22 protein-coding genes and 1 riboswitch are annotated in these 18,771 nt (G+C 62.5%); of the genes, 11 read left to right on the forward strand and 11 right to left on the reverse strand.

The features are described from left to right. Nucleotides 1–80 precede the first annotated feature (80 nt). From Q1A85_RS16780 to Q1A85_RS16825, 10 genes are all read right to left on the reverse strand, one after another. On the reverse strand, nt 81–476 hold the full coding sequence (locus Q1A85_RS16780; RefSeq protein ID WP_299691994.1) for a carboxymuconolactone decarboxylase family protein: 396 nt from the start codon (nt 474–476) through the stop codon (nt 81–83). Continuing rightward, nucleotides 476–1,297, reverse strand: coding sequence for a cyclase family protein (locus tag Q1A85_RS16785; RefSeq protein ID WP_299691996.1), 822 nt, complete (start codon nt 1,295–1,297; stop codon nt 476–478). The genes Q1A85_RS16780 and Q1A85_RS16785 overlap by 1 nt, the downstream gene beginning before the upstream one ends. A gap of 30 nt (nt 1,298–1,327) precedes the next feature. Continuing rightward, nucleotides 1,328–1,633, reverse strand: coding sequence for an urease subunit beta (locus tag Q1A85_RS16790; protein WP_299691998.1), 306 nt, complete (start codon nt 1,631–1,633; stop codon nt 1,328–1,330). Nucleotides 1,634–1,662: 29 nt separating this feature from the next. Further along, nucleotides 1,663–1,965, reverse strand: coding sequence for an urease subunit gamma (locus Q1A85_RS16795; RefSeq protein ID WP_299692000.1), 303 nt, complete (start codon nt 1,963–1,965; stop codon nt 1,663–1,665). A 3-nt stretch (nt 1,966–1,968) separates the two neighbouring features. Further along, on the reverse strand, nt 1,969–2,850 hold the full coding sequence (locus tag Q1A85_RS16800) for an urease accessory protein UreD (protein WP_299692002.1): 882 nt from the start codon (nt 2,848–2,850) through the stop codon (nt 1,969–1,971). A 26-nt stretch (nt 2,851–2,876) separates the two neighbouring features. Further along, nucleotides 2,877–3,626 (reverse strand): precorrin-6A synthase (deacetylating), encoded by a 750-nt coding sequence (gene cobF, locus Q1A85_RS16805; protein ID WP_299692004.1) that lies wholly within the window; start codon nt 3,624–3,626, stop codon nt 2,877–2,879. A 61-nt stretch (nt 3,627–3,687) separates the two neighbouring features. Further along, nucleotides 3,688–4,365 (reverse strand): energy-coupling factor ABC transporter permease, encoded by a 678-nt coding sequence (locus tag Q1A85_RS16810; RefSeq protein ID WP_299692007.1) that lies wholly within the window; start codon nt 4,363–4,365, stop codon nt 3,688–3,690. Between the two features lie 49 nt (nt 4,366–4,414). Further along, a riboswitch (cobalamin riboswitch) is annotated at nt 4,415–4,602 on the reverse strand. 55 nt (nt 4,603–4,657) lie between these two features. Continuing rightward, on the reverse strand, nt 4,658–5,410 hold the full coding sequence (locus Q1A85_RS16815) for an SDR family oxidoreductase (protein WP_299692009.1): 753 nt from the start codon (nt 5,408–5,410) through the stop codon (nt 4,658–4,660). Next, entirely contained in the window at nt 5,407–6,444 is a 1,038-nt protein-coding gene (locus tag Q1A85_RS16820) for an alcohol dehydrogenase catalytic domain-containing protein (RefSeq protein ID WP_299692012.1), read from the reverse strand. Before Q1A85_RS16820 ends, Q1A85_RS16815 begins: the two co-directional genes overlap by 4 nt. Then, entirely contained in the window at nt 6,437–7,549 is a 1,113-nt protein-coding gene (locus Q1A85_RS16825) for a mandelate racemase/muconate lactonizing enzyme family protein (protein ID WP_299692015.1), read from the reverse strand. Before Q1A85_RS16825 ends, Q1A85_RS16820 begins: the two co-directional genes overlap by 8 nt. Nucleotides 7,550–7,744: 195 nt before the next feature. On the opposite strand from Q1A85_RS16825, the gene Q1A85_RS16830 reads away from it, so the two are divergent. Continuing rightward, a complete protein-coding gene (locus tag Q1A85_RS16830; protein WP_299692018.1) occupies nt 7,745–9,469 on the forward strand; it encodes an AMP-binding protein in 1,725 nt (574 codons plus the stop codon). Between the two features lie 6 nt (nt 9,470–9,475). Further along, complete coding sequence (locus Q1A85_RS16835; protein WP_299692021.1) at nt 9,476–10,357, forward strand: bile acid:sodium symporter; 882 nt, start codon at nt 9,476–9,478, stop codon at nt 10,355–10,357. 3 nt (nt 10,358–10,360) lie between these two features. Here Q1A85_RS16835 and Q1A85_RS16840 read toward each other — a convergent pair whose 3' ends face one another. After that, a complete protein-coding gene (locus tag Q1A85_RS16840) occupies nt 10,361–11,137 on the reverse strand; it encodes an IclR family transcriptional regulator (RefSeq protein ID WP_299692024.1) in 777 nt (258 codons plus the stop codon). 141 nt (nt 11,138–11,278) lie between these two features. On the opposite strand from Q1A85_RS16840, the gene Q1A85_RS16845 reads away from it, so the two are divergent. The 9 genes from Q1A85_RS16845 to Q1A85_RS16885 are packed head-to-tail and all read left to right on the forward strand — an operon-like array spanning nt 11,279 to nt 18,771. After that, nucleotides 11,279–12,118: a cyclase family protein gene (locus tag Q1A85_RS16845; protein ID WP_299692026.1), complete on the forward strand. Its 840-nt coding sequence runs from the start codon at nt 11,279–11,281 to the stop codon at nt 12,116–12,118. A gap of 4 nt (nt 12,119–12,122) precedes the next feature. Next, nucleotides 12,123–12,476, forward strand: coding sequence for a cupin domain-containing protein (locus Q1A85_RS16850; protein ID WP_299692029.1), 354 nt, complete (start codon nt 12,123–12,125; stop codon nt 12,474–12,476). Further along, complete coding sequence (locus tag Q1A85_RS16855) at nt 12,473–13,258, forward strand: SDR family oxidoreductase (RefSeq protein ID WP_299692032.1); 786 nt, start codon at nt 12,473–12,475, stop codon at nt 13,256–13,258. Before Q1A85_RS16850 ends, Q1A85_RS16855 begins: the two co-directional genes overlap by 4 nt. After that, a complete protein-coding gene (locus Q1A85_RS16860; RefSeq protein WP_299692035.1) occupies nt 13,255–14,172 on the forward strand; it encodes a 3-hydroxyacyl-CoA dehydrogenase family protein in 918 nt (305 codons plus the stop codon). The genes Q1A85_RS16855 and Q1A85_RS16860 overlap by 4 nt, the downstream gene beginning before the upstream one ends. A gap of 25 nt (nt 14,173–14,197) precedes the next feature. Then, entirely contained in the window at nt 14,198–15,466 is a 1,269-nt protein-coding gene (locus Q1A85_RS16865; RefSeq protein WP_299692038.1) for an ABC transporter substrate-binding protein, read from the forward strand. Between the two features lie 6 nt (nt 15,467–15,472). Next, the gene (locus Q1A85_RS16870; RefSeq protein WP_299692041.1) at nt 15,473–16,201 is read left to right on the forward strand and encodes an ATP-binding cassette domain-containing protein; all 729 of its coding nucleotides are present in this window, start codon (nt 15,473–15,475) and stop codon (nt 16,199–16,201) included. Then, on the forward strand, nt 16,194–16,901 hold the full coding sequence (locus tag Q1A85_RS16875) for an ABC transporter ATP-binding protein (protein ID WP_299692045.1): 708 nt from the start codon (nt 16,194–16,196) through the stop codon (nt 16,899–16,901). The genes Q1A85_RS16870 and Q1A85_RS16875 overlap by 8 nt, the downstream gene beginning before the upstream one ends. After that, on the forward strand, nt 16,898–17,764 hold the full coding sequence (locus Q1A85_RS16880) for a branched-chain amino acid ABC transporter permease (RefSeq protein ID WP_299692048.1): 867 nt from the start codon (nt 16,898–16,900) through the stop codon (nt 17,762–17,764). Before Q1A85_RS16875 ends, Q1A85_RS16880 begins: the two co-directional genes overlap by 4 nt. Next, entirely contained in the window at nt 17,761–18,771 is a 1,011-nt protein-coding gene (locus Q1A85_RS16885; RefSeq protein ID WP_299692051.1) for a branched-chain amino acid ABC transporter permease, read from the forward strand. The genes Q1A85_RS16880 and Q1A85_RS16885 overlap by 4 nt, the downstream gene beginning before the upstream one ends.

Raw genomic sequence — 18,771 nt, forward strand, 5'->3', positions numbered from 1 at the left:
TGGGTCCCACGTCTCCCACAGAAGCTTGCGAACAGCTTCCTGTCTGGCGTGCCAACGAGCCATTGACTGGGTGTCGTACGTCAAACCTCAAACACCCCGTCCACCGGCACCTGCATCGCGGTCACCAGCCCGTTGGTCTGCATGGCCATGCCGATGACGCTCAGAAGCTCTCCGTGCTGGGCGGGGCTCATCCCTTTGGTCTTCGCGGCGGCTGTGTGGGAGTGGATGCAGTATTCACACCCGTTGGCCACCGACACGGCGATGTAGAGCATTTCCTTGACCAGAGGATCGAGCGCCCCCGGCCCCATCACCTCTTTCAACCGGCTCCATGTGGCTGACAGCAGCGCCGGATCGTTGGCCAGCGCACGCCAGAAATTGTTGACCTCATCCGTCCCCCGCACCGCGCGAATGTCGTCAAAGACGGCCAGCACCTCGGTGCTGGCCTGGTCATCCGATATGAGCGGAACCGTCGCCATCAGATCATTGCGAAGATGCGGGCAGGACCGCCGGTGCCGCCGCGGTGGGTAGGCGCACCGACAACCAGCGTTGCGCCGGCTGCGGGCACTTGATCCAACCCTTTCAGGTTCTCGATCCCGTAGCGGCCCGAGGGCAGCCACGCATAGTGGGTGGCGAAATCCGCGGATGGCCCGTGATCCAGCGACAGCGTGTCGACGGCCATTGCCACGGCGCCCGTCTCTTCGATCAGCATTTGCGCAGCCTCGATATGAAAGCCGGGAAAGTGCATTGCCTCGTCCGCGCCGACATTACGGTAGCCGTCACCGCCGGTCTTGCCCGCCCAGCCCGAATGCATCGCCACGCAGGCCTTGTCCGGGATGTCACCATGCGTGGCGATCCAGGCACGCAGGTCATCCGGCGTCACCTGTGCGTCGGCATCCGCCTCGGCCCGTGCGGCGATATCCACAACACAGAGCGGTACGACAAGGTTGTCGACCGGCAGCTCATCGACCGACTGACCATCTGCCGAAAAATGCAACGGGGCGTCAATATGCGTGCCCGTATGTTCGTTGACTGATAGCTGCAACAGGTTGAACCCATGTTCGGCAAAGTTGAACGGCTGTTCCGTGGTGATTCCGGGCGCGCCGAAATAGGTTGGAAACGCATCGTCATAGACATGGGTCATATCAACAACCCCGCCATGCCCACCCGCAAGCGCAGGCGGCGCGGACACCACACCACCCACCGCGGCACCCGCCGCCACAGCGGCACTTGCCCTGAACAGATCGCGCCGCGACAGCATCCGCTCTTTGACTGTGTTCATCACGCATACATCACACATCGAATATTCCTCCCTTGGGATTTGCCCTGCTCAAAGGTCGCCCATCACCTGCTGATTAAACCCGTAGATCTTGCGCGCCCCGCCCATAGGGATCAACTGAACATCGCGCGCCTGACCCGGTTCGAACCGCACGGCGGTCCCCGCCGCGATATCCAACCGCATTCCACGCGCCGCATCGCGGTCAAAGTCGAGTGCCGCATTCGCCTCGCCAAAATGATAATGACTGCCCACCTGAACAGGCCGGTCGCCCGTGTTTGCCACGTGCAAGGTGACAGCGGTCGATGTCGTGTTCAGTTGGATGTCGCCGTCCGCTGGGAAAATCTCTCCTGGAATCATGGTCTTCTTCTCTTTCCAAATACTCAAATTCAACGGATCGGATTGTGCACCGTCACCAGTTTGGTGCCATCGGGAAAGGTCGCTTCGACCTGCACGTCGTGGATCATTTCGGGCACGCCTTCCATGCATTGCGCACGGGTGATCACCTGCGCACCGGCCTCCATCATGTCGGCAACGGACCGCCCATCACGTGCGCCTTCGACCACCGCGTCGGTGATCAGCGCGATCGCTTCGGGGTGGTTCAGTTTGACGCCCCGGGCAAGGCGCTTGCGCGCCACCTCTGCGGCCATCGCCACCAACAGTTTATCCTTTTCACGCGGGGTGAGCTGCATGGGTCAAAGTCTCCAGCACAAGGGCAGCGCGCCGCCCGTCAGATGATCAAGAACAGGAAGCAGGCGCTGACGCAGCGCGTAGCCAGACGGCGCCAACAGCCGCATCACCAGCACGTCTGCGGCCAGCAGGCTTGCGCCACCTGCGTCCCCAAGGCGGTCGCGCAAGGTCTCAAGCTGCCCCTCGGCATCGGGGGCCACATAGGTAAGGCTGACCATTGCGCGGGCTCCGCCACCTGTCGCGCTGTGGGCCAGTGCCGCACCCATATCGCCCGCCAACCGCCACGCGTCCAACACCAGAGGCGCTCCGGCGCGGGTCAGCTCAATCCGATCGGACATCGCGCCGTGGATGCTGGCCTCGCCCATGGCGAGACGACCAAAGCAGACGGGTTCGACGATCAGTGCGCGGGCACTCGCGGCCAATGTGCAGGTCAGGCGCCGGACAAGGTTGCAGCCGTCAAACAGCAGCGTTTCCTGTGGCAGCCACCACAGCGTTGCATTCTCGGCCACGGTCAACGTGGTGTCGATCCGCCCCGCCTCTCCGGGCAGCGCCCGGTAAGCGCGCTCACAGGCTTGCGTGGTCACGGTCAGGTGCGTGTCAGGTCCGGCTGTGGCGGTATAGTCAAATCGGTCGCCGCCCGTCACGCCACCGGACGTGTTCAGCATCACCGCCGTCATGCCGATTGTGGCACGCGGAAACACAACCTTGGCCGCACCCTTTTGGTACAGGTTGTCGATCACCGTCCCGCGCACGCCGGGCTTGGTCGTCACGCGCACCGTTCCGCGGGCGCGGGGCGGGTCGGACAGGTCACGGGTGATGGGCAGGTGGGCAGTCATATCGCCCGATTGAACACAGTGGCGCGATGGCTCACCAGAATCTTCGCCCATCTGCGCGCAAAATTTTCCCTGTTTGCCTAATTCGCAGGCACTGGGCGAACGGGGCGCAGCAAATAGGTGTCCATGATCCACCCATGGGCGGCGCGCGCGGCAGCGCGCCGGGCGACAATGTCATCGCAGACGTCGGACAGGCGGCCATGGGCAAGGATCTGTTCCGGCATCCCCAGATAGGCCCCCCACCAGATGTCAAAAGCATCCCCGTCGAGGTCCTGAAATGCGCACGCGCCGTCCAGCATCACCACCAACGTTTCGCATCCTGCGGGCCAGCCGTGGTCGCGCAGCCGTCTGCCGGTGGAAATGGTGACGGGCGCGTTGACCGTGTTGAGCGGGATGGCGTGGGCCGCCGTGAGCGCCTGCACCGACGTGATGCCTGCAATCACCCGAACGCGCGGGGCCGGGTGCAGTCGGGCCGCGATACGCAAGGTGCTGTCATAGAGCGACGGATCCCCCCAGACCAGCAGCGCCACGGATTGCGCGTCCGGGGTGTCTGCCATCGTCTCGGTCCAGATGCGCGCAATCTCGTCATGCCACGCCTCGACCCGGTTCAGATAAGGCAAGTTGTCGTCGCGCGTGGGCATGTCAAAGGTCGCAATGCGCGCGTCGCTGCGCACCGCGCCGATGATCTGCGTGCGCAGGTCGGCAAGGTCGGATTTCTCGGCCTTGCGCGGGATCAGGAACAGGTCCGCTTCGGCAATGGCGCGCCGCGCCTCGCCTGTCAGGTGATCCGAGTTGCCGGTGCCGATGCCGATAAGAAAAAGCTGGGTCATGGTGATGGGCGGATAGGGGCGGCGCGTGACGTGCAGCCCCTATCTTTGCGTTTTCAGACGGTTACGCGGCAGTGTGCAGGCGTTGGGTGAAAACACCGCTGTTGTTCCAGCCGCGCGCCGCCTTGGCACATGCCAGAACGGCAAGGTCGGCGATGGGTTCGATCAGGATGACCAGCATGTACGCGGCCCCAAAGCTCAGGATGGACTGCATGTTGTCTGCGCCGATGCCCTGACCGTAGATCGCCCAGAAGGCGACCCAAGCAACGATGCCGCCTTGGTAGATCGCGGACATTTTCAGCACCTGCACATAGCCCAGATCAACATAAGCCGTTGCCCTTGGCACAATCGCCTTGGCCGCTGCATTTACGGCAAAGAGCGGAACCAGAAGCGTCGTGACGTTAACGCAGAACATCGACAGGTCGGACGGCGCAAAGGCAGTCCCTTGGATCAAGAGCCCAAGCGCAAGGCCAAAGGCCGCGGCGGCAGGGCCCATAAGCAGAAAGAGTGTCGTACCAAGGATAAAGTGCACCTCAGAAATGCCGACGGCGAAATGTGGCAGCAATTCGAAAAAGACGAACACGCCCAGCGTCGCGATCACCGTGCGCAGCACGAATGAAGGTATCGAGTGCACCTTGAGATCATCTGTCATCAGTTTCAGCGCATAGCCCGCTGCTGCGGCCGCGGTGCCGTAGGCAAACACCATTTTTGCGCCGTCCACGACGCCCGGTTCGATATGCATGTCTTTCTCCTCGCCACCCGCCCGGCAGCTATAGGGGCCGATGCGTCGGCCATGTTGCGTTCCCGATGGCAGGTCTCCTGACTTGCGGGTCGCTGCGGGGCCGGACCTTCCCGGCGCTGGTGCGCCAGTGGTACATGCCGGGCCGCTCGCCGGTCACAGTTGCGGGGGCAGTCCGGGATCTTCACCCGGTTCCCTTTTCAGACGCGTCGCCGCATCACCATCGACGTTCAGGTGTACACCGATTCCACAGGCTCACAAGTCAGGAAGCGGCATTTGGCGGCGGCTTGAGGCGCTACCGGCCCATCCACCCGCCGTCGACGGTCAGGATTTCACCGTGCACATAGCGTGCCGCGTCCGAGGCAAGGAAAACAGCGGGCCCGCCGAAATCCGCAGGCTCGCCCCAGCGGCCCGCCGGGATGCGTTCGAGGATTGCCTTGGACCGGGCCGGATCGTCCTGCAAGGCTTGCGTGTTATCGGTGGCGATGTAGCCCGGAGCGATGGCGTTCACGTTCACGCCCTTGCCCGCCCATTCATTGGCAAGCGCTTTGGTCAACTGGCCGATACCGCCCTTGGAGGCGGCGTATCCCGGCACCGTGATGCCGCCCTGAAACGTCAGGAGGGAGGCGGTGAAAATGATCTTGCCCGACCCGCGCGCGGCCATCTTGGCACCCACCGCCTTGGACAGGATGAACTGCGCTGACAGGTTGACCTCGATGACTTCGTCCCACCAGTCGTCCGGGTGTTCGGCGGCAGGCGCGCGTTTGATAGTGCCCGCGTTGTTGATGAGGATATCCGGCGCGGCCTCGGCCATTTCGTCGGCAAAGGTGCGCACCGCCGCGCGGTCGGAAAAGTCCACGGCGTGCGCGGCAAAGCTGCGGCCCATATCCGTCACGGCCTGCTCCACCTCCGATCCGGGGCCGAGCGTTGCGCTGACGCCGATGATGTCGGCCCCGGCAGCAGCCAGCGCTTCGGCCATGCCGCGCCCGATGCCGCGTTTGGCACCGGTGACAAGGGCGGTCTTGCCGGTGAGGTCAAACATGTTCATGTCAGGTCCCCCACCTTGATCAGACTTTTAAGCGCTGTGGGGCTGCGGTCGAGGTCTTCGAACGCTTTTTGGATGTCCGCCAGCGGGGCCACGTCGGTGATGACCGTATCTGCGTCCACGCCGCCGGAGGTGATGATGCCGATGGCCTTTTCGTAATCCTCGGGCTCGTAGACCCGCGCGCCGATCAGCTTCAGCTCGCGCCAGAAAAACTGGAACAGGTCGATCTGCGGTTTCTGCGCGTGGATCGCGACCATGACGATGCGGGCACGGGTCGCGGCAACCGCAGTCATGGCATCGACGCCGGGCTGCGTGCCCGACACTTCGAATACGACGTCCGCACCCTTGCCGCCGGTGCGCGTGTTGAGCTCGGACGCGAGATCGGCCTGCGCCGGGTTTACCGTGGCAAAGCCCAGCTTTTGCGCAATGGCGAGGCGGTTTTCGTTTACTTCCGACACGACCACATTGCCACCTGCGTCGCGCGCCACCATCGCAACAAGAATACCGATGGGACCGCCGCCGATCACGACCACGTCTTCGCCCGGTTGCAGGGCGGACAGACGCACATCATGGCACGCCACGGCAACCGGTTCGATCAGGGCCGCATGATCGAGGCGCAGATCATCCGGGAGCGTGTGCAAGGTGTGGGCCGGGACAACCCACACCTCTTGCATGGCGCCATCGGTGTCGAGGCCGAGAAATTTCAGCCGGTGGCAGATATGCTGATGACCCGCCGCACATGCCGGGCAATCGCCGCACTGGTCCAAGGGCCGCACGACGACTTTTTGGCCCGCGCCAAACCCATCCACGCCGTCCCCCACAGCGTCAACGATGCCGGACATTTCATGCCCAATGACGCGCTCGAACCCAACACGCGCATCCATGTTCCCGTGAAACACATGCATGTCGGTTCCGCAGATGCCGCAAAAGGCGACCCGGACCGCGACCTCGCCCGGTCCCGGTGTCGGGGCAGGGGCGCTGTCCACGGTAAAGCTCTTGTTGCCGCGGTAGTGAGCGGCGGTAATGGTGTCAGCCATGGGCACTCTCGTCATGTTCTGCGTTCAGTTTGTCCCAGTCAAAGACCACGCCAGTGCCGGGGGTGTCAGGGGCCACGGCCATGTGGTTCTCGATCACGAGGGGCCGGGTAGTGTAAGTGTCGATGGGAAAGGAATGCACCTCCAGCCAGCCCGAATGCGCCTGCGACGCCATCAGGCTCACGTGGAGTTCCTGCATCCCGTGCGAGCAGACGGGAATGCCGTGTTGTTTCGACAGTTTCGCCACCTGCAACCATCCGGTAATGCCACCGCAATTGGATGCATCGGGTTGAACAAAGCTGAGCTTTGCGTCGGCAAAGGCGTATTCAAACTCGTGGATCGTATGCAGGTTTTCCCCCATGGCCAGCGGCATTCCCGTCTGTTCGGCGATCTGACCGTAGCCTTTGTAGTCGTCGGGGATCGTCGGTTCCTCGAACCAAAGCAGATCATAGGGCTCAAAGGCGTTCGCCGCCGCAATCGCTTGTTCGACGCTCATGCCGTAGTTTGCGTCGACCATAAAGGCGACGTCAGGGCCGATCATCTCGCGAATCGCGGCGATGCGGGCGACATCTTCGGCCAATGTGGGTTGGCCGATCTTGATCTTGACCCCGTTATGGCCCCGGTCAAGGTAGCCTTGGATCGACGCGAGCAGTTTGGGCAGCGGAAAGTTGAGGTCGATCCCGCCCGCATAGGCCTTGCACCGGTCGGAAGCGCCGCCAGCCATCCGCACCAGCGACTGTTCCCGCGCGTGTCCACGCAAATCCCACAGCGCGATATCCACCGCCGAAATGGCAAAACTTGCGACACCGCCCCGCGCCACGTAATGCACATGCCACTGCATCGCGTCATAGAGCGTTTCCACCGCGTCCGCGTCACGGCCCCGCAAAAACGGCGCAAGGTCGTGATCGATCATCGCCTTGATCGCATGTCCTCCTTTGCCGCCGGTATAGGTGTAGCCTGTGCCGCTGCTGCCATCGGCCAGGGTCACGGTCGCGGTGATCAGTTCAAAATGAGTGTGGTCGCCGTGCTTGGCATCGCTGAGCACCTCGGCCAAGGGCAAATTGAACCGGCGCGTTTCAACGCGCGCGATGCTGCGACTGCCTGTCATCTGAAAATATCCTCCCGCGTGCGTCTCCTGACGCAACGCAGGCACCGTAGCCGCAGGCATCCAGATACGTCAACGACGGGACCCGACTGACCGAGCCGCACAGATTTTCCGCAGCGTAAATTCTGCGGGTCATTTAACCCCGCCCGGTCCTCGCCTACAGTGCAGGATCACCAAAGAGGACAGGGAGGGCTTTGTATGGTGCACGCAGATCGGCCATGGCAGGCGTTTTATGGGCCAAATGTACGCCCGGACATCGGGACATCGTCCTACAGGAACCTGCCTGAGCTTATTCGGTCGGTCGCAGAGACCTACAAGTCGGGCAAGGCGTTCACCTGCTGTCTGCCCAACGGAATGAACGGCACGCTGACCTTTGCCCAAGTGGACGAGATGTCGGACGCGCTGGCCGTGTACCTGCGCGAGGTGGCGGGTCTGTCCGCAGGGGACCACGTGGCGGTTCAGATGCCGAATTCCCTGAGTTTTCCCGTCGCTGCCTTTGGCGTGTTCAAGGCCGGGTGCGTGCTGGTCAATGTCAATCCGCTCTATACTGCGGATGAGATGGCCAAGCAGTTCGAGGATGCCGAACCGCACGCGCTGATTATCGCGGACATGTTCGCCGACAAGGTGCCAGCGGCAACCCGCGGCCACCCTATACCGAACGTCATCGTCACACGTGTGGCGGAATTCCTGCCGGTCCTGCCGCGCGGCATCGTCGGGTTGGTGCAGAAATACTGGGATCGGTCCGTGAAACCGGTCGAAACGGCACATGTGCGCCTGCCCGAGGCGCTGAAGGCGGGGCGCAACCGCATTGCATCCGACCACGTGGAGGTCGGCGCCTATCACCAATCCATCGGTCACGACGATCTGGCCGTGTTGCAGTACACCGGCGGGACAACCGGCGTGGCCAAAGGCGCGATGCTGACCCACGGGAACCTGATCCTGAACATGGAACAGGCGATGGAACTGCTTGCCGGTGATCTGGAAAAGGGGGGAGAGGTCGTTCTGACCGCGCTGCCCCTCTACCACATTTTTGCGTTTACGGTGAACATGTTGGCCTTTTACTGGCTGGGTGCGCGTAACATTCTGATCCCAAACCCGCGGCCCCTGTCGAATGTCAAACGCGCGTTCGAAAACTACAAGATCACGTGGATGAGTGGTGTGAACACGCTGTTTAACGCGCTGTGCAACGAAGTGTGGTTCACCGACTCGCCGCCCAAACACCTGAAATTTGCAGGTGCCGGTGGAATGGCGCTGCAATCATCGGTGGCGGAGCGTTGGCGCGAGGTGACCGGGACCGAGGTGGTGCAGGGCTATGGCCTCACGGAAACCTCGCCCGTGCTGACATTTGAGCCGCATGGCAAGGCGCGCGAGGGTACAATCGGTATTCCTGTCCCGTCCACGGATGTGGCCTGTTTCGCCGAAGACGGCACCAAGCTGGCTATAGGCGAGACCGGAGAGATTGGCGCACGCGGCCCCCAGATTATGAAGGGCTACTGGAAAAAACCGGACGAGACCGAAAAGGTCATGAACGGCGATTATTTCCTGACGGGTGACATCGGGTACATGGATTCAGACGGCTATATCCGCATCGTGGATCGCAAGAAGGACATGGTGGTTGTGTCCGGCTTTAACGTCTACCCCAACGAGGTCGAAGACGTGCTGGCTGCCCATCCCGGCATCACCGAGGCCGCCGTGATCGGCGTGCCGGACGCGGCCAGCGGTGAGGCGGTCAAGGCGTTCATCGTCAAGGGCGACGACAGCCTGACGGTTGAACAGGTCCGCGCCTACTGCAAAGAGCATCTGACCAATTACAAGGTGCCCAAACAGGTCGAATTCCGCGACGAACTGCCGAAATCCAATGTCGGCAAAATCCTCAGAAAAGACCTGCGCGCCGAGCAAACAGCGCAGATTGCAGCGGAGTAAGCCGAGATGGTTGATGAGTTCACACAAACGCTGCTGGGCATCATGGTTGCGGTCATCATGCTGGGCATGGGCGCGTCCCTGACGCCGCGCGATTTCTATCTGGCGCTGCGCCGTCCCTACGGTCTCGCCATCGGGGTGGTCAGCCAATATGGCATCATGCCGCTCTTGGGCTTTCTGTTGGCGCTGATGCTGTCGGTGCCGGAAACCATCGCTGTCGGCATCCTGATTATGGCTTGTATGCCCGGTGGGACAACGTCCAACATCTTTACCTACTTTTCCAAGGGCAATCTGGCGCTGTCAGTGCTGATGACGGTCACCTCGACCGTGTTTGGCGTCATTTTGATCCCGCTGATCCTGCTGCTCTATGCCGCCGCGCTCGATCTGGAAATCCCGCGCGAAGACATCATCAAAGTGCTGATCGTCCTGCTGGTGCCCGTGGCCATCGGCATGACGCTGCGCAAATTGAACCCGAATGCTGGCGCGGTGATGGAGTTCCTGGGCTCGATCCTTGGCGCGTTCTTCATTGTGTTCATCGCGGTGACGTGGGTCCCGCAGAACTGGCAGTTCCTGCTGAACACCACGGCTGCGACCTATGTGGCGGCGATCGGTCTGGGCGTTGTGGGCATCACCATCGGGTATTTCTTTGCCACCTCGCTCAAGCTGCATCCGCGCAACGCGCGCACCGTGGCGCTGGAGACGGGCATTCAGAACGGGCCGCTGGCAATTGCCATCGTGGTGTTCACTTTCCCGCCCGAGCAACAACAGGCAATCATGGCGGTGCCCGCACTCTATTCGCTGTTCATTGTGATGACGTCGACGCTGGTGACATTTGTGTTCCGGCGCGCCAACACGGCGGCAGAACAGAAACTGCCTGACGGGCTGCTCTGACGGTCAGGCGCGCGGACGTGCCGGGGCTTGTAGCCGGTCGTGGATGTCACGCCGGTGCAGGTCCAGCACGTCCGCCAGCTGTGTCTTGAGCCGCTCGTAGCGGGAACTGGGCACCGGAACCGAAATCGCATAGATGCGCCCGACCGGGTCCTGCATGGCAAAGCCAAGCGCGGACACGCCTTCGGTGTGATTGTCTTCGTCGCGGGCGAGCGCGCCGTCCCGGATGGTCTGGATTTCCTGTAACAACAGGGGCAGGCGGCCCATCGCACCGGGTTCGCTTTCGCTTTCGGCCAGCGCGAGCCGCGCGGCGTCACCTTCGTCGAGACAGGCAAGGGCGGCCTTGCCGTTGGCGGTGGTGGTGAGCGGAAAGCGTTCGCCGATGCTTGAGACCGTGCGCAACCGGTGCCGCCCGACGATCTGGTCGACAAAGAGCATCCGGGTGCCCTCCATGACGGCGAGGTCGACGGTCTCGCCGGTTTCGTCCGCGATACGCTGCATCGTGGGCCGCAGCAGGTCCTTGGTATCGCGCACCGAGGCCTGTGCGAGCATCTGGATTTCGGGGCCAAGCCGGATGCCGCCACTGCCGTCTTCGGTCGAGATGAATCCCTCGGACGCCAGCGCGCCCACGATCCGCTGTACCGTAGAGCGGGGCAAGCCGACCTTGCGCGCAATCTGCCCAAGGCTCAGGCCCTGCGTTTCCTTGCCCAAAGCGCGCAGAATGTCGGCGGCGCGCGCAATCACTTGAATTCCAGTAACTTTCTGATCGTTCTCGGGTGTCATGCGGCAGCGCGTTCCAGCAGATGTCCAGTGGTTCAGGGCGTTTACGCTAGACCACGATGCGGTGCAAATCAAGAGTTGACCGTAATATGATACAGTTGCACCATGATGCAAAACATCTGACTGAGTCTGTGGGAGGACACGATGGCCATCACGGTGCGTGGGATCGAATTTCAGGAAAACGACAACAACGACATGGGGCTGGAGTTTGTAAACCTCAGCCACCGCTACGGGTTTCAATGCCCGAACTGGCCGTACTTCAAGGACGTCCAGATTGATCGCAAGCACTACATGGCCAAGTCGGGTGTGCTGTCCCAGACGATCACCACGACGATGCACGTCACCACTCACATCGACGCCCCGGCCCATGTGGTGCAGGGCACGCCCTTTATCGACGAGGTGCCGCTGCCGCATTTCTTTGGCTCGGGCCTCGTGGTCAGCATCCCCAAGAAGAAGTGGGAGCAGATCACGGCGGACGATCTGGAAAAGGCCTGCGGTCATGCGATCCGCAAGAACGATGTGCTGATCATCAACACCGGCTGGCACAAACAATATGAAGACGGCGATTACTTTGCCTATTGTCCGGGGCTGGTCCGGTCGGCGGCGGACTGGATGGTGGAAAAGGGGATCAAGGTGGTGGGCCACGATACGCAGGCCAATGACCACCCGCTGGCCACTGCCATCGGCCCGCAGCGCAACGGCCCGATCCTGCCGCATCTGGAGGCGGAATATCTGGAATGGTCCGGCGGCACCCCATGGGAGGTGGATTTTCCCGAATGGGAACCCGTACACCAGACGCTGTTCAAGAACGGCATTTTGGGGATCGAGAATGTGGGCGGTGATCTGGACCGGGTCACGGGCAAACGTGTGACCTTTGCCTTTTTCCCATGGAACTGGGACCGGGGGGATGGCTGCATCATCCGGCTGGTAGCGATGATGGACAAGGGCCAGCAGTACCGCATCGAACCCGGCGCGGATTTCTGAGCCGATGCGGATCAAGCGGTTCGAAGATGCTGAAACCTACGAGGCCCCGAACCATTGGGGTGTCACGGGGCTGCGGTTGCAGGGGTTCGAGGACGGCGGCCCGGAAAACCAGTGGGTCGGGTTCAGCCAGTTTCTGCCCGGCGGCGGGGCGGGGCCGGACAGCACGCCCTTTGAAAAAGTCTATGTGGTGCTCGACGGCGAGATGACGATCGAATGGGATGGGCAGACGGACGTATTGCGCGCCATGGACAGTTGCACCGTGCCGCCGGGGCAGGTGCGCCGCATCGAGAACCGCAGCAACCACGTCTGCAAGATGCTGGTCGTGATCCCATACCCAGAAGGAGGGCGCCCGACATGAGCCTGTCTGATCCGCTTTCTTTCTTTGATGTGACAGGCAAGGTGGCGCTGATCACCGGCGCGTCCGGCGCATTTGGCGCAGTGGCCGCAGAATGCCTGTCGGGGGCCGGGTGCAAGGTCGTGTTGGCGGCAGGAAACGCGACTGCTTTGGCCGAGGTCGCCAACAGATGCAAAGGCGAAACGCATCAGATCAACGCCCGCCCCGACAGCGAAGCCGCGTGCGCGGAGATGGTCGCGCAGGCCGTCGCGGCATTTGGCCGGCTTGATATCCTTGTGGTGGCCTCAGGTATGAACAAGGTGGCCAAGATCGACGCGATGGAGCCCGAGACATTCACCGACGTCATGGATGCCAATGTCACACAAAGCTGGCTGATGGCGCGTGCCGCGACCACACAGATGCAGGCGCAGGGGGAGGGTGGCAAGATTGTCCTCATGTCCTCGGCCCGCGGTTTGCTGGGCCACCCGGCGGGCTACACCGCCTATTGCGCGTCCAAGGCCGCCGTGGACGGGATCACCAAAGCGTTGGGCTGCGAGTTGGGGCCGACGGGGATCACCGTGAACGCGATTGCGCCCACGGTGTTTCGCTCGCCCCTGACCGCGTGGATGTTCGAGGATACGCAGGAGGCCAAGGCGGTGCGTGGCGGGTTCCTGACCCGCGTGCCCAAAGGTCGTCTGGGTGAACCCGAAGACCTTGCCGGGCCTCTGTTGTTCCTGTCGTCGCGGGCCAGCGATTTTTACACCGGTCACATCCTCTATGCCGATGGCGGATACACCGCCGGATGAGCCGCGTTGCTGTCATAGGCGCGGGACTGATGGGTCACGGCATCGCACTGACCTTTGCGCGGGCGGGCCATGCGGTGATCATCAGTGACCCGGTCGACGACATGCGCGCCACGGCGCTGGACCGCATCGCGCAAAGCCTTGCGCTGTTGGGTGCGGCACCGCCCGAGATTGCGGCTGCCTGTGCCAACGTCACGGTGACGCCGTCGCTGGCAGAAGCCGTAGTGGACGCCGATGTGGTGTTCGAGGCCGCACCCGAGAAACTCACGTTGAAACAGGCCATCTTTGCCGAAGTCGAGGCGCACGCGCCGGATACGGCAATTCTCGCCTCCAACACATCTGTTATCCCGATCACGCAGATCATGGGCGGATTGAACACACGTCACCGCGCGCTGGGCACCCATTGGTGGAACCCGCCGCACATGATCCCGCTGGTCGAGGTGGTCAAGACCGAGTGGACCAACCCGTCCCATGCCGAAACCATGCACGACTTGCTCGCTGGTGCGGGCAAAACGCCCGTGATGGTCGAAAAGGACGTGCCGGGGTTTATCGGCAACCGGTTGCAACACGCGCTCTGGCGCGAGGCGATCAGTCTGGTGGAGAACGGCATCTGCACGGCACAGGCCGTGGATGACGTGGTCAAGACCAGCTTTGGCCGCCGTCTTGCGGTGCTTGGTCCGCTCGAAAATGCGGACCTCGTGGGGCTGGAGTTGACACAGGACATCCATGCGCAGGTATTGTTTGACCTTGAGGCCAGCCCGTCGCCGTCCCCGTTGTTGCAGCAGTTGCGAGATGCGGGGCGCACCGGCATGGCCGCAGGCGCAGGGTTTAGGGAGTGGGAGCGTGGCGATCTCGACGCCACAAAACAGAAAGTCGCGGATCATCTGAGGAAACTAGAGGCGATACTGCCCGACTGATCCGGACATATTGGGAGGAAAAAACATGAAAAACACGTCCAGACGCCAGTTCATGGGGGCCTTGGCCGCCGGCGTGGCCGCACCGGCCATTCTTCGATCGACCCGCGCCTATGCGCAGTCGCCGACGATCCGGGTGGGGTTTGTTACGCCGTCGACCGGGCCGCTGGCGGGCTTTGCCGAGGCCGATGACTACATCCTCGAAGGGTTGCGCGCGCATTTCGCGGGTGGCGTGACCAACAACGGCAAGTCCTACAACATCGAAATCATCAAGAAGGACAGCCAGTCCAACCCCAACCGTGCCGCCGAGGTGGCCGCCGAACTGATCCTTTCGGACGAGGTGGATATCATCACCGCCGCCGCAACGCCCGACACCACGAACCCGGTGGCCGATCAGGCCGAGATCAACGAGATCCCCTGCATCACCACGGACGCGCCATGGCAGCCCTATTTCTTTGGTCGTGGCGGCAATCCGGCCGAAGGCTTCGCCTATACCTACCACTTCTTCTGGGGCCTAGAGGACGTGATCGCGAACTTCACCGGTCTCTGGAACGGCAGCGGCGTGGCCAAGAAGGTCGGCGGGCTGTTCCCGAACGACGCCGATGGCAACGCATGGGGGGATGCGAAGCTGGGACTGCCGCCCGCGCTTGCCGCCCAAGGGTTTGAGCTGACCGATCCGGGGCGCTACCAACCGCTGTCAGATGATTTTTCGAACTATATCAGTGCGTTCAAGGACGCAGGCTGCGAGATTGTGACCGGTGTGATGATCCCGCCCGACTTTGGCACCTTTTGGGCGCAGGCCGCGCAACAGGGGTTCAATCCCAAGGTTGCAACCATTGGCAAAGCGCTGCTGTTCCCGTCGGCCATCGAAGCACTTGGGGATCGTGGCATCGGCCTCACCTCCGAAATCTGGTGGTCGCCGAACCATCCGTTCAGCTCGTCCCTGACGGGCACATCGGCGGGCGATCTGGCTGGCGGGTATTCCACCGCAACGGGCCGTCCGTGGACGCAACCCATTGGGTTCAAGCACGCACTGTTCGAAGTGGTCGCGGATGTCATTGCCCGTGCCGAGGACCTCGACGATGCCGACGCAATTGCGGCAGCCATCGGGGGCACGAACATCTCCACCATTGTGGGCGGCGTGAACTGGTCCAATGGACCGGTGCCCAACGTGTCCAAGACGCCGCTGGTCTCGGGCCAATGGCAGAAGGCGGGTGACGGGGTTGAACTCGTGATCACCAACAACGCGCACGCGCCGGAGATTCCGGTCGGCGGCGAATTGCAGTTGCTTGGCTAAGCACGGATGTCGGCACTCTTGTCCGTTTCGGGGCTGCAAAAGTCCTTTGGGGCCGTGGTCGTGGCCGATGCGACGTCATTTGATGTCGCGTCGGGTGAGGCCGTGGGCATCCTCGGCCCCAACGGGGCGGGCAAGACGTCACTGTTCAACCTGATCACCGGCGCGCTGAAGCCTTCGGGCGGGCGGATCACCTTTGACGGGGCGGACATCACGGCAAGCTCTGCGGCTGCGCGGTGCAAGATGGGCATCGCGCGGTCGTTCCAGATTCCGCAACCCTTTGGCGGGATGACCGTGTTTGAAAACGCACTGGTGGGGGCGACACAAGGGGCAGGGCTGTCGGGGCACGAGGCGGAGCAATACGCCATGGACGTGCTGGATCAGACGGGTCTTTTGGCCCGCGCCAACACACGGGCGGGCACGCTGACCCTGCTGGAGCGCAAGCGGCTGGAACTGACCCGCGCGCTGGCTGCCAAACCCAAGCTGCTGCTGCTCGATGAGATCGCCGGTGGCTTGACCGAGGCCGAATGCCAATCCCTGATCGCAACGATCAAGGACATCCACGCGGGCGGCACTACGATCATCTGGATCGAACATGTCGTTCATGCGCTGATGGCGGTGGTGGAACGGCTGATCGTTATCGACTTTGGCAAAAAGATCGCCGAAGGCGCGCCGAAGCCGATCATGGAAAGCGCCGAGGTCAAGGAGATCTACCTGGGGGTGGACCCGGATGTCTGACCTGCTGACGCTTACGTCTCTGGATGCGCATTACGGCGACTTTCAAGCGCTTTACGGCCTTGATCTGTCGGTGTCCGAGGGCGAGGTGATCGCTATCATCGGGGCAAACGGAGCGGGCAAGACGACATTGATGCGCTCAATCTCTGGCCTGCTGAAGAACCGTGCGGAGGCGGTGCACTATCGCGGCCAGCCCATTGGTGCGATGCGCGCGGATCAGGTCGCAGCCCTTGGCATCGCGCTGGTGCCCGAGGGGCGGCAACTGTTCCCGTCGCTGTCGGTCGAGGAAAACCTGCTGATCGGAGGCAAAACGGGGCGAAAGGGGCCGTGGTCGCTGGGCGCGGTCTATGACCTGTTCCCGATATTGCAGGAACGTCGCACGCAGGCCTCGACCTCGCTGTCGGGCGGGCAACAGCAGATGGTGGCGATTGGCCGGGCGCTCATGGCGAACCCGGACCTGATCCTGTTTGACGAAATCAGCCTTGGTCTCGCCCCGGTGATCATCCGCCAGATTTACGAGGCGTTGCCGGGGATCGTGGGGCAGGGGATGACGGCGATGATCGTGGAACAGGACATCACCAAGGCGCTGTCGGTCTCGTCGCGCGTCTACTGTTTGCAGGAAGGGCGCGTGGCGCTGGAGGGGCGCACGGACGACGTGACACACGACCAGATCACGGCCGCCTATTTCGGGGTGGAAGCATGATCGAGTGGAGCGGAGCCATCGTCCAAGGCGTGCTGCTGGGCGGGCTCTACGCGCTTTTTGCCGCCGGTCTGTCGCTGATCTTTGGCGTGATGCGTCTGGTCAACATTGCCCATGGCGACCTGATCATCCTTGCCGCCTATCTGGGCCTCAGCACCACGGTGATGCTGGGTGTGCATCCGTTTGTGGCGCTGCTGATCGTCATGCCGGTGATGGCTGGCATTGGCTATGTGCTGCAACGGGGTGTGCTGAACCGAACGCTTGGGCCGGACATTCTGCCGCCGCTTCTGGTCACCTTTGGCTTGTCCGTCATCATTCAGAACGCTCTTTTGGAGACCTACACCGCCGATCCGCGCAAGCTGTCGGGCGGGGCGATTGATACAGCGAGCCTTGATCTGGGGGGCATCACGGTTGGTGTGCTGCCGCTGGTGACCTTTGGCATCGCAGTGGCTGTGATTGCTGGCTTGCAGTTCGTGTTCTACCGCACGGCGCTGGGCCGCGGGTTCCGCGCGGTGAGCGACAATCAGGACATCGCGCAACTGATGGGACTGAACAAGGCGCATGTCTTTGGCGTCGCCATGGCGCTGGCGCTGGCGGTTGTGGCCATTGCCGGGGTGCTCTTGGGGATGCGGACCAGCTTTGATCCCGCCATCGGTGGGGGACGTTTGATCTTTGGGTTCGAGGCGGTGATCATCGGAGGGCTTGGCAACCTTTGGGGCACGCTTGCGGGGGGTGTGATCCTCGGGGTCGCGCAGACCATCGGGGCCAAGATCGACCCGGGGTTCCAGATCCTCGCCGGGCATATTGCCTTTCTCGTCGTTCTGGCCGTGCGTCCCAATGGCCTGTTCCCGAGGGTCGCGCATTGAGCGGGCCGACCGTCAGCCGCTCTACCCGCGCCAGCCGCGTGGCCATGATCATTGGCTTTGTGGGTCTGATTGTGTTGATCGCAGCACCGTGGTGGGCGGGCCGTGCCGATCTGCGCCTGATGGGCGAGATCTACCTGTATCTCTCTCTCGCGTGCCTGTGGAACCTGATGGCGGGTTACGCTGGCCTCGTGTCGGTGGGCCAACAGGCCTATGTGGGCTTTGGCGGCTACATGCTCTTTGCGCTCAGCATCTTTGGCGGGCTCAACCCGGTGGTCGCCATCTTGCTGGGCGGGGTGCTTGCCGCGATCATCTCGGTCCCCGTCGCCGCCCTGATGTTCCGCCTCAAAGGGGCCTATTTCGCCATTGGCACCTGGGTCATGGCCGAGGTGTTCCGCCTGAGTTTCGCGCAAATCCAGCCGCTTGGTGGCGGGTCGGGCACATCGCTGCCTGTCGCCATCGTCAAGGAACTGGGTGCCAAGAAAGCCGCGCGCGAGGCGACCAGCTATTGGCTGGCGCTGGGTGCGGCGGTGGCTGTGCTGCTGGCGGTCTACCTGCTGCTCCGCTCGCGCCGTGGGCTTGCCCTGACCGCGATCCGGGACAGCGAGGTCGCCGCCTCCGGGCTTGGCATCGACATCTGGCGGACCAAGCTGGAAGTTTACGTGGTCACCTCCGCCTTTACCGCGATCATCGGCGGACTGATCTTTCTGCAAAAGCTGCGCATCTCACCCGACGCCGCCTTTTCCGTCAACGATTGGACGGCTTTTGTGATCTTTATCGTGGTGATCGGCGGCATTGGCACGCTCGAAGGGCCTATCATCGGCACGCTGCTCTTCTTTGCCCTGCGCGAAGTGCTGGCGGATTTCGGAACGATCTACCTGATGGTGCTGGGTGCTGTGGCCATCGTCGTGATGCTCAAGGCGCCCAAGGGCGTCTGGGGGCTGATCCGCGAACGCTTTGATCTGGAACTGTTCCCCCTCAGCTACCGTGTACGCACAAAGGACGACTGA

This window comes from uncultured Tateyamaria sp., from assembly GCF_947503385.1.
GTDB lineage: Bacteria > Pseudomonadota > Alphaproteobacteria > Rhodobacterales > Rhodobacteraceae > Tateyamaria.

What these genes read in the sequence shown, in the direction of transcription:
- Q1A85_RS16780 (WP_299691994.1), bottom strand. Translation starts at nt 476, where the DNA reads ATGGCGACGGTTCCGCTCATATCGGATGACCAGGCCAGCACCGAGGTG.
- Q1A85_RS16785 (WP_299691996.1), bottom strand. Translation starts at nt 1,297, where the DNA reads ATGTGTGATGTATGCGTGATGAACACAGTCAAAGAGCGGATGCTGTCG.
- Q1A85_RS16790 (WP_299691998.1), bottom strand. Translation starts at nt 1,633, where the DNA reads ATGATTCCAGGAGAGATTTTCCCAGCGGACGGCGACATCCAACTGAAC.
- Q1A85_RS16795 (WP_299692000.1), bottom strand. Translation starts at nt 1,965, where the DNA reads ATGCAGCTCACCCCGCGTGAAAAGGATAAACTGTTGGTGGCGATGGCC.
- Q1A85_RS16800 (WP_299692002.1), bottom strand. Translation starts at nt 2,850, where the DNA reads ATGGGCGAAGATTCTGGTGAGCCATCGCGCCACTGTGTTCAATCGGGC.
- cobF (WP_299692004.1), bottom strand. Translation starts at nt 3,626, where the DNA reads ATGACCCAGCTTTTTCTTATCGGCATCGGCACCGGCAACTCGGATCAC.
- Q1A85_RS16810 (WP_299692007.1), bottom strand. Translation starts at nt 4,365, where the DNA reads ATGCATATCGAACCGGGCGTCGTGGACGGCGCAAAAATGGTGTTTGCC.
- Q1A85_RS16815 (WP_299692009.1), bottom strand. Translation starts at nt 5,410, where the DNA reads ATGAACATGTTTGACCTCACCGGCAAGACCGCCCTTGTCACCGGTGCC.
- Q1A85_RS16820 (WP_299692012.1), bottom strand. Translation starts at nt 6,444, where the DNA reads ATGGCTGACACCATTACCGCCGCTCACTACCGCGGCAACAAGAGCTTT.
- Q1A85_RS16825 (WP_299692015.1), bottom strand. Translation starts at nt 7,549, where the DNA reads ATGACAGGCAGTCGCAGCATCGCGCGCGTTGAAACGCGCCGGTTCAAT.
- Q1A85_RS16830 (WP_299692018.1), top strand. Translation starts at nt 7,745, where the DNA reads ATGGTGCACGCAGATCGGCCATGGCAGGCGTTTTATGGGCCAAATGTA.
- Q1A85_RS16835 (WP_299692021.1), top strand. Translation starts at nt 9,476, where the DNA reads ATGGTTGATGAGTTCACACAAACGCTGCTGGGCATCATGGTTGCGGTC.
- Q1A85_RS16840 (WP_299692024.1), bottom strand. Translation starts at nt 11,137, where the DNA reads ATGACACCCGAGAACGATCAGAAAGTTACTGGAATTCAAGTGATTGCG.
- Q1A85_RS16845 (WP_299692026.1), top strand. Translation starts at nt 11,279, where the DNA reads ATGGCCATCACGGTGCGTGGGATCGAATTTCAGGAAAACGACAACAAC.
- Q1A85_RS16850 (WP_299692029.1), top strand. Translation starts at nt 12,123, where the DNA reads ATGCGGATCAAGCGGTTCGAAGATGCTGAAACCTACGAGGCCCCGAAC.
- Q1A85_RS16855 (WP_299692032.1), top strand. Translation starts at nt 12,473, where the DNA reads ATGAGCCTGTCTGATCCGCTTTCTTTCTTTGATGTGACAGGCAAGGTG.
- Q1A85_RS16860 (WP_299692035.1), top strand. Translation starts at nt 13,255, where the DNA reads ATGAGCCGCGTTGCTGTCATAGGCGCGGGACTGATGGGTCACGGCATC.
- Q1A85_RS16865 (WP_299692038.1), top strand. Translation starts at nt 14,198, where the DNA reads ATGAAAAACACGTCCAGACGCCAGTTCATGGGGGCCTTGGCCGCCGGC.
- Q1A85_RS16870 (WP_299692041.1), top strand. Translation starts at nt 15,473, where the DNA reads ATGTCGGCACTCTTGTCCGTTTCGGGGCTGCAAAAGTCCTTTGGGGCC.
- Q1A85_RS16875 (WP_299692045.1), top strand. Translation starts at nt 16,194, where the DNA reads ATGTCTGACCTGCTGACGCTTACGTCTCTGGATGCGCATTACGGCGAC.
- Q1A85_RS16880 (WP_299692048.1), top strand. Translation starts at nt 16,898, where the DNA reads ATGATCGAGTGGAGCGGAGCCATCGTCCAAGGCGTGCTGCTGGGCGGG.